General features: G+C 74.3%; 11 protein-coding genes. 3 read left to right on the forward strand and 8 right to left on the reverse strand.

What is annotated here, in order from left to right; translation table 11 throughout:
• Nucleotides 1–21: 21 nt before the first annotated feature.
• The gene (locus tag AC3ETA_RS10900; RefSeq protein WP_432192631.1) at nucleotides 22–192 is read right to left on the reverse strand and encodes a hypothetical protein; all 171 of its coding nucleotides are present in this window, start codon (nucleotides 190–192) and stop codon (nucleotides 22–24) included.
• On the opposite strand from AC3ETA_RS10900, the gene treY reads away from it, so the two are divergent.
• Both treY and AC3ETA_RS10910 read left to right on the forward strand, forming a co-directional pair.
• Nucleotides 191–2554, forward strand: coding sequence for a malto-oligosyltrehalose synthase (gene treY, locus AC3ETA_RS10905; protein ID WP_432192632.1), 2364 nt, complete (start codon nucleotides 191–193; stop codon nucleotides 2552–2554). The two genes, AC3ETA_RS10900 and treY, sit on opposite strands and share 2 nt — an antisense overlap.
• Nucleotides 2555–2917: 363 nt before the next feature.
• Nucleotides 2918–4168: a M14 family zinc carboxypeptidase gene (locus AC3ETA_RS10910; RefSeq protein ID WP_432192743.1), complete on the forward strand. Its 1251-nt coding sequence runs from the start codon at nucleotides 2918–2920 to the stop codon at nucleotides 4166–4168.
• A 37-nt stretch (nucleotides 4169–4205) separates the two neighbouring features.
• On the opposite strand, the gene AC3ETA_RS10915 is transcribed toward AC3ETA_RS10910, so the two are convergent.
• The 3 genes from AC3ETA_RS10915 to AC3ETA_RS10925 all read right to left on the reverse strand — a co-directional run bounded on the left by AC3ETA_RS10915 (nucleotide 4206) and on the right by AC3ETA_RS10925 (nucleotide 6680).
• On the reverse strand, nucleotides 4206–4622 hold the full coding sequence (locus tag AC3ETA_RS10915) for an SSI family serine proteinase inhibitor (RefSeq protein WP_432192633.1): 417 nt from the start codon (nucleotides 4620–4622) through the stop codon (nucleotides 4206–4208).
• A complete protein-coding gene (locus tag AC3ETA_RS10920) occupies nucleotides 4619–5989 on the reverse strand; it encodes a M14 family zinc carboxypeptidase (RefSeq protein WP_432192634.1) in 1371 nt (456 codons plus the stop codon). The genes AC3ETA_RS10915 and AC3ETA_RS10920 overlap by 4 nt, the downstream gene beginning before the upstream one ends.
• Before the next feature lie 139 nt (nucleotides 5990–6128).
• The gene (locus AC3ETA_RS10925) at nucleotides 6129–6680 is read right to left on the reverse strand and encodes an FHA domain-containing protein (RefSeq protein WP_432192635.1); all 552 of its coding nucleotides are present in this window, start codon (nucleotides 6678–6680) and stop codon (nucleotides 6129–6131) included.
• Nucleotides 6681–6863: 183 nt separating this feature from the next.
• Between AC3ETA_RS10925 and treZ the strand changes: the two genes are divergently transcribed.
• Nucleotides 6864–8609 carry a malto-oligosyltrehalose trehalohydrolase gene (treZ, locus tag AC3ETA_RS10930; RefSeq protein ID WP_432192636.1) on the forward strand — a complete coding sequence of 582 codons (1746 nt, stop codon included), beginning with the start codon at nucleotides 6864–6866 and terminating at the stop codon, nucleotides 8607–8609.
• A gap of 38 nt (nucleotides 8610–8647) precedes the next feature.
• On the opposite strand, the gene AC3ETA_RS10935 is transcribed toward treZ, so the two are convergent.
• The 4 genes from AC3ETA_RS10935 to AC3ETA_RS10950 all read right to left on the reverse strand — a co-directional run bounded on the left by AC3ETA_RS10935 (nucleotide 8648) and on the right by AC3ETA_RS10950 (nucleotide 12175).
• Complete coding sequence (locus tag AC3ETA_RS10935) at nucleotides 8648–9601, reverse strand: aminoglycoside phosphotransferase family protein (RefSeq protein WP_432192637.1); 954 nt, start codon at nucleotides 9599–9601, stop codon at nucleotides 8648–8650.
• A 61-nt stretch (nucleotides 9602–9662) separates the two neighbouring features.
• On the reverse strand, nucleotides 9663–10790 hold the full coding sequence (locus tag AC3ETA_RS10940; protein WP_432192638.1) for an aminopeptidase P family protein: 1128 nt from the start codon (nucleotides 10788–10790) through the stop codon (nucleotides 9663–9665).
• Between the two features lie 107 nt (nucleotides 10791–10897).
• The gene (locus tag AC3ETA_RS10945) at nucleotides 10898–11518 is read right to left on the reverse strand and encodes a LysE family translocator (protein WP_432192639.1); all 621 of its coding nucleotides are present in this window, start codon (nucleotides 11516–11518) and stop codon (nucleotides 10898–10900) included.
• Nucleotides 11519–11590: 72 nt separating this feature from the next.
• Nucleotides 11591–12175, reverse strand: coding sequence for a PDZ domain-containing protein (locus AC3ETA_RS10950; RefSeq protein ID WP_432192640.1), 585 nt, complete (start codon nucleotides 12173–12175; stop codon nucleotides 11591–11593).
• Nucleotides 12176–12326 lie beyond the last annotated feature (151 nt).

Here is a 12326-nt window from a genome sequence, read left to right on the forward strand (position 1 = left end):
CCGTAGAGGGCGGGCAGAGCCTCAGTCCACAGCAAAGGCGTCGCGGGCCCCGGCCCGGCGGGCGAGCGCGACCGGGCGGGCGCGGGCCATCGGTCCGGTCTGCGGCACCGTCGCCCCGGTGCGGGCCCCGAGCAGCGCCAGTGGAGGGGACGATGACACGAAGGGCGGCAGGGCGGGTACGTACGTTTCCATGACACCTGAGCGACCTGACCCGACGGTGCCGACCGCCACCTACCGGTTGCAGCTGCAGCCCGCGTTCCCCTTCGGGGCCGCCGCGGCGGCCGTGCCGTACCTGGCCTCGCTCGGCGTCTCGCATCTGCATCTGTCCCCCGTCCTGGAGGCGGTCCCGGGTTCGGGGCACGGCTACGACGTCGTGGACCACGCGCGCGTGCGTGAGGAACTGGGCGGCGAGGAGGGACTGCGCGCACTGGCCCGCACCGCGCGGGAGCACGGGCTCGGCCTGGTGGTGGACATCGTGCCGAACCACATGGCCATGTCCCCGCGTCACAACCGCGCCCTGTGGGAGGTGCTGCGCGAGGGGCCCAAGTCGCCGTACGCGCGCTGGTTCGACATCGACTGGGAGGCTCAGGGCGGCAAGGTGCTGCTGCCGGTGCTGGGGCATCCGCTCGGTGAGGAACTGGACCGGCTGGAGGTCGACGGCGAGGTCCTGCGCTACTACGACCATGTGTTCCCGCTGCGCGAGGGCACCGCGGGACGGCCGCTGCCCGAGCTCCTGGACGCGCAGTTCTACCGCCCGGCGTGGTGGCGGCTGGCCCGCACGGAGCTGAACTACCGGCGGTTCTTCAGCATCTCGGAGCTGATCGGGGTGCGGGTCGAGGAGCCGGAGGTGTTCGACGCCACGCACGCGAAGATCCTCCAGCTGCTGCACGAGGGCGTGATCGACGGGCTGCGCATCGACCACCCCGACGGTCTGGCCGACCCCGACGGCTACCTCCGGCGGCTGCACGAGGCGACCGGCGGGCGCTGGACGGTGGTGGAGAAGATCCTGTCGGACGGTGAGCACCTGCCCGCCTCCTGGCCGGTCGCCGGCACCACCGGCTACGACGCCCTGCGGCACGTCGACGGCCTCTTCACCGACCCGGCCGGGTTCGGGGAACTCCTCGGCCTGTACCGCCGGTTCGCGGCTCCGCAGACGGACCGGGGCGGCGACTGGGAGGCGACGGTGCGGCGGGCGGCGTACAAGGTGCTCACGCACGAGCTGGCCGCGGAGGTCGACCGGCTGACGCGGGTCGCGAGCCGGGTGTGCGCGACCTCCCCGGAGCCCGCGCTGCGCGACCGGGCGCCCTGGGCGCTGCGGACCGCGCTCCAGGAACTCCTGGTCCGGCTGGAGGTGTACCGGCCCTACGCCTCCGGTGACGCGGCCCGTGTGGTCACCGAGGCGGCCGCCGCCGAGGCCCGGCTCGCGTTCGTCGTGCCCGAGGAGGCCGCCGCGGTCGACGTGGTGCGCGATCTGGTGCTCGGGCGGGCCGGGGACGGGCCGGAGCAGCCGGAGTTCAGGACGCGGTTCGCGCAGACGGCTTCGGCGCTGCGGGCCAAGTCCGTGGAGGACACGGCGTTCTACCGCTATGTGCCGCTGCTGTCGGCGACCGAGGTGGGCGGGAACCCGGGAAGCCCCGCCGTCGCGCCGGAGGAGTTCCACGCGTACTGCGCGCGCGTGCAGCGCGACTGGCCCGCGACCGGCACGGTCGTCTCGACGCACGACACCAAGCGCAGCGCCGACGTACGGGCCGCGCTGGCCGTGCTGACCGAGTGCCCGCAGCGCTGGGCGGACGTCCTGGCCGAGGTGACCCGCGACGGCGAGGGGGTGCCGGACGCACAACTGGCGTGGGCCGCCTGGCAGACGGTGTTCGGGCTGGGCGAGGCGGACGTCGGGCGGGTGCGCGAGGCGCTGCTGAAGCACGTGCGCGAGGCCGGGCTGTACACCAGCTGGACGGAGCAGGAGCCACCGTACGAGGAGGCGGTGGCGGCGTTCGTCGCGGCGGGCCCGTGCGGGGCGCCGGGAGAGCGTGTGGCGGCCTTCCGGAGCGCTCTGGAGCCGCACGTCCGGGCGAACGTGCTCGGCACGGCCCTGACCCAGCTCACGATGCCGGGCGTCCCGGACGTCTACCAGGGCACCGAGGACGAGTACCGGGCGCTGGTCGACCCGGACAACCGCCGGGCCGTGCACTTCCCGCACCAGGACCCCGGCGACAAGGGTGCGGTGACGGCGGCGGCACTGCGGCTGCGCTCGCGGCGCCCCGAGGTGTTCGGCGACTCGGCGTCGTACGCACCGCTCACCGCCGAGGGACCGGCCGCCGGCCACTGCGTGGCCTTCGTACGGTCCGGACAGGTCCTCACCGCCGTGACGCGGCTGTCGCTGGGACTGACGCGATCGGGTGGCTGGCGCGGGACGCTGCTGCCGCTGCCGCCGGGGCGGTGGGCCGATGCGCTGGCCCCGGAGCGGCAGTTCACCGGGCACGCACGCGTGGAGGAGCTCTTCGGGCGGCTTCCGGTGGCGTTGCTGGAGCGGGTGGGGGACGCGTCGGCGGAATGAGGAGGGCGGGGCCGGCCGGGCGCGCGCTCCGGGCGTGTGCGGCTCTGCCGGGCGCCTCGGGTACCGCCTCGCGACCGGCTCGGACCCGCGCACACACCGGAGGCCCGTATACGACGACCGGCACATGGTGGCGAGCGGCCGGACGCCTCGCACGCCTGTGCGCCCGGCGCCCATCGGTGCAGGCGGGCGCGGTGCGGTACTCCGGCCGCCCGGACCCGTCGCCCTCGCCGAAGCCGGCCGTCCCGGCCCTGGCGGCATCGAATGCAACTGGGCGCCCCCGGGAGGCTCCCCCGTCGACTCCTTGACACGTAAACCAGACCATGGGGTACTGCGGATTGCGAAGGCCGGGCGGACATGACGGGGGTGAGTCTCCTGCCGGAGCTGCGCTACCCCTCCCTTGCCGAACTGGTGCTGTCCGCCCGTGCACTGGCCGCCCACCGACCCGCCCTGTGCACGCTGAGACAGGTGGGAGTCTCGCGGGCCGGCAGAGCCCTGCATCTGCTGTCCATCGGCCATGCCCGGCGTGCCGTCCTGGTGGTCGCCGGTGCGCACTCCAACGAACCGATGGGCGGCCCGACCCTGCTCGCCGTCGCCGAACGGGTGCTGTGCGAGCGGGAGTTACGGGGAGACATCTCCTGGCACTTCCTGCTGTGCGCGGACCCCGACGGGGCGAGCCTGCACGTCACCCCGGCGCCCCGCACCCTCTTCGACTACCACCGCGGCTTCTTCCGGCCGGCCGCGCCGGAGCAGCCGGAGTGGGCTCCGGCCGCACTGCCGCCGGACCGGCTGCCGCCCGAGACACGGGCCCTGACCCGGGTCATCGACGAGCTGCGGCCGTACCTCCAGGTGACCCTGCACGGCACCGATCTGGGCGGCAGCTGGGTGCAGCTGACCAAGGACGTCCCCGGGCTCGCGGAGCCGTTCGCGAAGTCGGCCGCCGAGCTGCACATCCCCGTGGAGACCGGCGCCTCGGACGCGGCGGGCTGGCCCGCTTCCGGGCCCGGGGTGCATGTGATGCCGGCGCCGGGCGCGGGCGCGGCGTACCCGAGCATGCCGGACGACGCGCGCAGCAGCACCTGGTACCACGTGCACCGCTACGGCGGGCTCACCGCGGTCGTCGAGGTGCCGATGTGGGCGAGCGACCTGGTGGACGATCCGACTCCGCATCCGGACCCGGCCGGGGCGCTGCGCCGGCTCGCGGCCCGGCTGCGACGGGACGCGCTGGAGGTGGAGCGGGTACTGGCCGAGGCACTCCCCCGGCTGGACGGCGTCGACGGGCCCCTGTTCCGGGCCGCGAAGTGGGCGCTGGACCTGGTGCCCGGGCTGGCCGCGGACTGGACGCACACGCCACCCGCCGACGACACCATGGCGTACGTCGGGAGCGTGGACGCCTTCGGGCGCCGGCTGCCGCTGCGGGCGGCCGCCATGCTGCTGCGGGTCCTGCAGGAGACCGACGACCGCGGGGCACCGCGTCTGGAGCACCTCGTGGCGTCCTGGAGCGACGCTTTCGCCGAGCGGTTCCGCGCCCGCTGGGTGCCGCTGGAGAACCAGATCGAGCACCAGTCCCGCACGGTCGTCGCGGCGGCGCTGCACGCGCGCGGGCGGGCGGCCTGAACCGCGTCGCCGCACACGCGCGTGCAGCCGAGCGGCGTCAGCCGTCCACCGCGAACACCGCCCCCGTCTGCGCCGCGAGACCGCAGCCGTTGGAGAACGTCTCCCGGTAGTCGACCGGGTGACCGTTCCACTCCCCGCGCGCGTGGGCGGTCACCGGCGCGTAGATCATGGGGCAGAAGGCGTCCTGCTGCCGGAGCCGGCTGATGTCGCCGCCCACCCGGTCGAGATCCGCGCATGCCTCGGCCGCGTGTGCGTGGCCCTGCGGCGGGTCGCACAGCAGCAGGTTGCCGGGTGTCGTCCCGCCGTGGCGGCCGTCGCCGCGGGTGACCGTGACGAAGAGCCAGTTGCCGGAGTCGGAGTCCTGTGCCGTCGCCGGCGGCGTGGTCACGCCGAGGGCGAGGGCGGCGGCTGCCGCGAGCAGGCCGCCTCGTACCGCTGAGATGCTTCGCGTCATTCCCGGTGTATCGGCACGGCGGCCCCGGCATTCCACCCCGCCTCACCCGAACGGGAGCACGCGGGCGCGTGGCGCCCGGCGAGTTCGAACGCGGCGAGCACCACCCGCGCCTGGTACTCCACCTGGCGGGCGACCGGTATCCAGCGCGCCCCGCAGCCGTCCCGGTAGTCGTCGCACCACTCGTCGATGAGCCGGTCCAGCTCGGGCAGCGCCCCGGCCGGATCGCGCCCGGTGACCGTCACGAGCTGGTGCAGCAGGCCTGCGGTGCGCAGGGCGAGCCGCCGCCCGGCGATGCGCAGGGCAGCCAGGTGGGCGGTGCTGAGCGAAGGGAGGGCGTGCGCGCCGACGGGGTCCTCGCGGTCGGGGTCCCAGGTGTCGGCCAGCCCTGGACAGACCAGTAAATAGTCGTCCACCGGTGCGAGCAGCCGGGCCGTCTCCGGGCCGGTCGGAAGGTGCGGCCGGATGCGTTCGAGCAGCCGTTGCAGGACGCCGGTGTCATGGCGGAGGGTGTGGCTCACCATGCGCAGGACCGTTTCCTCATCTACGGGCCGCGCACCGTCCTCCACCGCGGCGACACCCCACATCGGCGCTTCGACGACCGCCGTGACCGTGCCGTGCCGGTGCGGATGGAACCAGGTCGACTCCACGGCCGCCTCGGTGATCGCGGCGGCAAGATCGCCCCGGCGGGGCCTCGGGATCCGGTAGACGGCGGGGCCGAGCTCCGGCCAGTACAGGGTGTCGTAGGGACCGAGCTCGCGCGGGATGCCGAGGCGGGCCGCGGAGTGCGCGACGCGCTGGGCGAGGCCCGGCAGGTCGTGGGTGAGCTCGACGAAGCCGCCGCCGACGTCGACGCCGTGCAGGGAGCACTGCAGGAAGGGCCGCAGCTCGTCCTGGAGGTCGAGCAGGGCACGGGTCTCGGGCAGCGTGACTGCGGCCGCGCCGTCCGGCAGCCATTCGGGCTGTTCCAGGAAGCCCGGCCGGAAGAAGTGCCGGAAGTAGCCGCCGAGCGCGTACGGGCCGCGCAGCCAGCCCTCGTTGCGGCGCAGGCCGTCGGGGTCGAGGCACAGCAGCAGGTTCCAGGTGGCGTCGGCGCCCTCGTGCAGCCGGGGGTCGGCGAGGACCCGTTCGGCCAGCCGGAGCACGGTGCCGCCGCCGACCGGCTCATTGGCGTGCGGGCCGGCCACGACCAGGGCCTGGCGACTGCCGTGGCCGATGGACAGCAGCCACAGGGGGGTGCCGGCGCGGGAGGTGCCCACACGGCGCAACCGGGTGTCGCGGGGGCGGCGGGCGACGAGTGCGGCCGCCCGGGCGCCGAGCTCGTCGACGGTCGGGTAGCGGAGGAGTGGCGGCAGGGCACACCTCCACAAATGTGGTGCCGTCGATTCACCTGATGTGCATGGTGTACGCACAGTCAGTCACGACTTGTCGACCACGTCAACACCGCGAAAGGCAAAGGGACTTACCTCGACGGATCCGGTCGGGCGGCGGCGCGGGCCGCCCCGCTGCTCACTGCAGGGCCAGGCGGAACGACATCCGGCCGAAGCCGACCTGGTCGCCCTCGCGGACCATGACGGCGCCGATCACTCGCCGGCCGTTGACCGTGGTGCCGTTGGTGGAGCCGAGGTCCCGCAGGACCCAGAAGCCGCCCTGGTGACTGAGCTCGGCGTGCACCCGGGACACCGTCTCGTGGGTCAGCCGCAGTCCGTTGGCGGGGTCACGGCCTATCCGGAGCGGATGGCCGCTCGTGGGGTGCGGCAGCAGCAGCTTCGGCAGCCGCTCGGCCTGCCAGGCCCGGCGCAGCCGTACCGTGAAGCCGGAGAGCGCCTCGACGGTGCCGAACACGACACGCGAGAGCCGGCTCTCGGAGGGCAGGTCGGCGGTGAGCACGGCGAGCTCGTCCGCGCGGCGGGCGGCGAGGGCCAGCTCCATGCGCCGTACGAACGTGTCGTGCGACAGCCGGCCCATGGCGACGCCGTCACGCAGCACCTTCAGCGCCTTGTCGCGCTCCGCGTCGGAGAGCCGCGCGGGGTACGTGTTGAACTCGAATGACGACGTCACGGTGCTGATTGTCGGTCAGTGAACCCCGGGTGTCCAGAAAACGGGAAACGACCGCCACGCGCGCGTGCCCGGCCCGGCCGTCGCGACACCCGGTGCAAAAGGGAAGATTCAAAAGCGGATTGATCTCGTTTGAAGCACCATGGACGGGCTACATCACGGTGAGCAGACGAAGGGGAACCGTCCGTGCAGTTCGAGGTGTGGGCACCGCAGGCCGACCGTGTGACGCTCCATTGCGAGGGCGCCATGCGCGCGTTGGAGCGCGATCCCGATCGCGCGGGATGGTGGTGGGGGGAGGCGGAGGCGCGGGACGGGACACGGTACGGCTTCGCGCTCGACGACGGCCCCGTGCTGCCGGATCCGCGCTCGCGCCGGCAGCCGGACGGCCCGGACGGGCTGAGCGCGGTCGTCGACCAGGGCACCTACGCCTGGCGTACGGAGTGGGCGGGCAGACCGCTGCCCGGCGCGGTGCTCTACGAGCTGCACGTGGGCACGTACACGCGCGAGGGCACGCTCGACGCGGCCGCCGAGCGCCTGGGGCATCTGGCCGAACTGGGCATCACCCACGTCGAGTTGATGCCCCTGAGCCCGTTCCCGGGGCGGCACGGCTGGGGGTACGAGGGTGTCTCGCTGTGGGCCGTGCACGAGCCGTACGGCGGCCCCGAGGCGCTGAAACGCTTCGTCGACCGGGCCCACGAGCTGGGCCTGGGCGTGGTCCTCGATGTGGTCCACAACCACTTCGGCCCGTCCGGCAACTATCTGCCCGTCTTCGGCCCCTACCTCACGGACACCCATCAGACGCCCTGGGGCGCCGCCGTCAACCTGGACGCGCCCGGCTCGGACGAGGTGCGCGCGTATCTCGTCCAGAGCGCGCTGGCCTGGCTGCGGGACTACCGGATCGACGGGCTGCGCCTTGACGCGGTGCACGCGCTGAAGGACACACGCGCGTGCCACTTCCTGGAGGAGCTGTCGACGGCCGTCGACGCGCTCGCCGCCGACCTGGGCCGGCCGCTGTCGCTGATCGCGGAGTCGGATCTGAACGACCCCCGGCTCATCACCGCGCGCGAGGCGGGCGGCCTCGGGCTGCACGCGCAGTGGAACGACGACTTCCACCACACCCTGCACGTGGCCCTGACCGGCGAGTCCCAGGGCTACTACGCCGACTTCGCGCGTGCCCCCATGGCGGGCCTCGCCAAGACCCTCACCGGCGGCTGGTTCCACGACGGCACGTACTCCAGCTTCCGGGGCCGCCGCCACGGCCGCCCCCTGGACCGTACGCGCACGGCAGCGCACCGGCTCCTCGGTTACGGCCAGACCCACGACCAGGTCGGCAACCGGGCCCAGGGCGACCGGCTCGCGGCGACGGTCTCCCCCGGCCTGCTGGCCTGCGCGGCCACGCTCACGCTGACCGCGCCGTTCACGCCGATGCTCTTCATGGGTGAGGAGTGGGCCGCGGGGACGCCCTGGCAGTTCTTCACCGACCACACCGATCCGGAGCTCGCCGAGGCGGTACGGCGCGGCAGACGGCGGGAGTTCGCGGCACACGGCTGGGCCGAGGAGGACGTGCCCGACCCGCAGGACCCGGCGACCCGGGAGCGCTCCTGTCTGGACTGGTCCGAGCTCGACCGTGAGCCCCACGCGCGCGTGCTCGCCTGGTACCGCCGCCTCATCGCCCTGCGCCGCGAGCAGCCCGACCTCACCGATCCCGACCTCGCCGACACCAAGGTGGCCTACGACGAGCGGGAGCGGTGGCTCGCGTTCCGCCGCGGTGACGTGCGCGTGGCGGTCAACCTCGCCAAGGAGCCGGCGGCGATCCCGCTGGGGCCGCGGAAGGCCGACGTACTGGCGGCGTGGGAGCCGGTGCAGGCGCCGGGCGCGGACGGGGTGCTGCACGTGCCCGCGGAGTCGGGTGTGGTGTTGTTGCAGCGCTGACCGGCCCGAGGGGAAGCAGCAGAGCGGCGCGTCCTCGTCTAGAGCTCGTCGTCGCCGTCTGTGTCCTCGTCCTCCCGGAACTCCGTCACGCGCTCCAGCAGGATCGTCTCCCAGGCGTGGTTCAGCTCGGCCCGCAGCTGGGTGAGGGGTTCCTCGCGCTCGCCGGCGAGGCGGGCCGCGAGGTGGAGCACGGTGTCGCAGCGGGCCAGCCACAGGCCGCGCAGGCAGGGGCGGGCGCCGTAGCCGGCGAGGGTGGCGGCGCGCACGGCGGCCGGGGAGCCGATGGCGCGCGCGAGGCCCGCGATGTCCTCGGCGGGGTCGCCGAGGACGGTGTCGGCCCAGCCGAGGACGCCGCGCACCCGGCCGTCGGCGCTGACGACAAGGTGGTCGCCGGTGAGGGCGTGGTGGACGAGTACGGCGGTGCCGGGCTGGGCGGCGAGCTGGACGGCGGCCGGCTGGCCGAGCTGGCGCAGCCGGGCCGCGTCGAACTCGTCGGCGTCGGCCAGGCGCGCGGCGGCGCTCTCGGCGCCCCGGCGCAGGGCGTCCAGCGAGCGGGGCGCGGCCCGTGGCACGCCGAGCGTCTCGGCCTGCCGTACCGGGACCTCCCGCAGCCCCGTCAGCAGCCCGGCCAGGTCCGCCTCCCCGACCGCGGAGACGTCGTGCTCCGCGCCCGATCCGCCGGGGACCTTGGTGTCCAGGGTGTAGGTCAGTCCGGGCGCCCACTCGCCGTGCGCGACGCCGGTCGGTAGGGCGACGGGGACGTGCGACCGGACGAGGTCGCGCAGGCGCAGTTCGCGGCGCTGGCGGACGGCGACCTCGCGGTCGGGGGCGAGGCGCAGCACATGGCGGGTGCCGACCCACCAGGTGGCGGGTTCGGCGCCCGGGGAGGCGGGCCGGACCTCGGGTCCCGCCGAGTCGTCCACGCCGTCCTTGAGCAGGGAACGGACCAGTCGGCGGACGGTGTCCGCGGTGGGTGTCGGTGCCTGGGTCATGGTCGCGCCGTTGTCGCTCGGGGGTCTACGGGGGCTCCTTGCGCCGGGACGGGCCGGCGGGTCAGTCGACCATGACCAGCTCGCGGGTCGTGTCGTTGAGGCGCCGGCCGCCGTCCTCGGTGACCGTCACGATGTCCTCGATCCGTACTCCGAAGCGGCCGGGCAGATAGACGCCCGGCTCCACGGAGAAGCACATGCCGGGCACGAGCGGCTGCTCCTCGCCCTCGATCATGTACGGCGGCTCGTGCGTGGTGACGCCGATGCCGTGCCCGGTGCGGTGGATGAAGTACTCGCCGTACCCGGCGTCCGCGATGACGGCGCGGGCGGCCCGGTCGACCTCCTGGCAGGCCACGCCGGGCCGCACCGCCCGGAAGCCGGCCTCCTGGGCCTCGCGGACCAGGTCGTGGACCCGGCGCTCCTCCTCGGTGGGTTCACCGACGTGGACCGTGCGGGAGGTGTCGGAGCCGTAGCCGTCCTTCAGACCGCCGAAGTCGAGGACGACCATGTCGCCGGCCTCGATCAGCCGGTCGCCGGCCTCGTGGTGCGGGTCGGCGCCGTTCGGCCCGGACGCGACGATCGTGAAGTCGACCTGGGAGTGGCCGAAGCGGCGCAGCAGTCCGGCGAGGTCGGCGCCCACCTCGGACTCGCGGCGACCGCGGAAGCGCACCTTGCGGATCTCCTCGAACGCGGCGTCGGCGGCGGCCCCCGCCGCGGCCAGCAGCTGGAGCTCGGCGGCGTCCTTGACCGCTCGCAGCATCGGCAGGGCGTCGGTGAGGGAGGCGTAGGAGGTGCCCGGCAGCGCCCGCTGGAGTGCCAGCAGGTGCATCGACCAGGCGTTGTCGCTGATGCCGAACCGGCCGCTCGCGTCGAGGAGGGCGGCGGTGGCGGCGTAGGGGTCCTTGCCGTCGGTCCAGTCGCGCAGGGTCAGGCCGGGCGCGCCGGACGCCTTCGCGGCGTCGGGGGCCTCCAGGGCGGGGACGACGAGCACGGGGTCCCGGCCGGGGACGAGGACCAGCAGAGTGAGCCGCTCGGTCTCGGCGGTGGGCGCGTAGCCGGTGAGCCACACCAGGTCCGGGCCGGGTGCCACCAGGAGCCCGGAAAGGCCCGCGTCGGCGGCCGCCCGCGCAGCGCGCTCCATACGGGCCCGGTAGTCGTCCGCGGTGAAGGGCGCGGGTGCGGTGCCGGTCATCCGGGCCTCCCTGGGCGCTGATAGGGACTACGGGCAGCATCCTGCCCGCACCCGAGGGGCGGCGCGAGCCGGTCGGCGGGACTCGTGGACGGCTGCTCCGGCACGGCTCAGCCCTCCAGCGCCATACGGACGCCGAGGAGGAGCAGCACGCCGCCGGAGACCTGCTCCAGGCGCCGGCGCACGCCCGCCCGGGACAGCACGGACTTCAGCCTGCCCACGAACCACACGTACAGGCCGTAGTAGCCGACCTCGTAGACCGCCCAGAGCGCGGCGAGGCCGACCATGGCCGGCAGGTGCGGGGCGCCCTCCGGCACGAACTGCGGCAGGAAGGACATCGCGAAGACGGCCGCCTTGGGGTTGGCGAGGTTGAGCAGCAGACCGCCGCGGTAGGAGTGCCGGCCGCTCTTCGGTGCACCCTCCCAGGCGCCGTCGTCGGCACCCTTGGCGCGGCGGGCCTGCCGCAGCGCCTGGATGCCGAAGCCGACGAGGACGACCGCGCCGACGACCCGCATCACGTCGTACGCCATCTCGGACGCGGTCAGCAGCGCGGTCAGGCCGAACGCGGCGACCACGCCCCAGATGAAGACGCCGGTCTCGTTGCCCAGCACGGTCAGGAAGCCGGAGCGCCTGCTGTGCAGCGACTGCTTGATGATCAGCACCGTGCTCGGGCCGGGCGAGGCGGCGATGAGGGTGCAGGCCCCCAGGAAGGCGAGGAGAGTGGTCGGCATGGGGTCATCGTGGCCCTGCCGGCGGAACGGGACCAGTGGTTTTCACGGACTCCCGGACGCACTCGGGGGCGCTCAGGTGACGACGCCGGGGACCACTGTCAGCTGCTGCCGGCCGCCCCCGCGATGGCGCACCGTCAGGGTGACCCGGTCCCCCGGACGGGAGCGGGCGACGGCTCGCGCGAGGTCGGCGGCGGAGTCGACACGGGTCTTCCCGAACGCGAGGAGCACATCGCCCCTGACCAGGCCGGCCGAGTACCCGGGCCCGGGCACGTGCACGCCGACGACCTGGGCGCCCCGCTCGTCGTCCACGGCTTCCACGCCCAGGGTCGCGACGACGGCCGGGGGCGGCGAGGCGGACGGTGCGGTCGGGGAACCGGGGTGCGCCGAGGCGGCCGGGCCTGGGGGCGCGCCCGGCCGGGCCTGCTTCTGGAGTTCGGCGAGTCGGCTCATGCCGATCACCGTGGCGCCGAGCGTGCCCAGTCCGACCCCGCTCAGGACCAGGACGGCCCCGGCCAGCAGGGCGCACAACAGGGTCGTGAGCCGACGGCCCCGGCGCCGGGGCGCGGCATGCGGACGCCGCACTCCGGGTTCGGTCGTCTCGCTCTCGGCGGGCCCCTGACCAGGCATGGGCTTGGGTCGCAACGCAGTCTGTTCCATCGGATCGCCTCCGGCTGGTGACTACCCTTCGCCCCGGCGCACAACGAGCCACGATCGAGTGAGACTGACCAGTGGTCAGGAACGGGAAGTCCCTTTACTCAGAGACGTCAGGGGTTCGGGCCGGCTGTCGCCTCGGGTCGGCGTGAGGCTC

The sequence above is a fragment of the Streptomyces sp. bgisy027 genome (genome assembly GCF_057710365.1).

What these genes read in the sequence shown, in the direction of transcription:
- AC3ETA_RS10935 (WP_432192637.1), bottom strand. Translation starts at nt 9,601, where the DNA reads ATGACCCAGGCACCGACACCCACCGCGGACACCGTCCGCCGACTGGTC.
- AC3ETA_RS10950 (WP_432192640.1), bottom strand. Translation starts at nt 12,175, where the DNA reads ATGGAACAGACTGCGTTGCGACCCAAGCCCATGCCTGGTCAGGGGCCC.
- treY (WP_432192632.1), top strand. Translation starts at nt 191, where the DNA reads ATGACACCTGAGCGACCTGACCCGACGGTGCCGACCGCCACCTACCGG.
- AC3ETA_RS10915 (WP_432192633.1), bottom strand. Translation starts at nt 4,622, where the DNA reads ATGACGCGAAGCATCTCAGCGGTACGAGGCGGCCTGCTCGCGGCAGCC.
- AC3ETA_RS10940 (WP_432192638.1), bottom strand. Translation starts at nt 10,790, where the DNA reads ATGACCGGCACCGCACCCGCGCCCTTCACCGCGGACGACTACCGGGCC.
- AC3ETA_RS10900 (WP_432192631.1), bottom strand. Translation starts at nt 192, where the DNA reads ATGGAAACGTACGTACCCGCCCTGCCGCCCTTCGTGTCATCGTCCCCT.
- AC3ETA_RS10945 (WP_432192639.1), bottom strand. Translation starts at nt 11,518, where the DNA reads ATGCCGACCACTCTCCTCGCCTTCCTGGGGGCCTGCACCCTCATCGCC.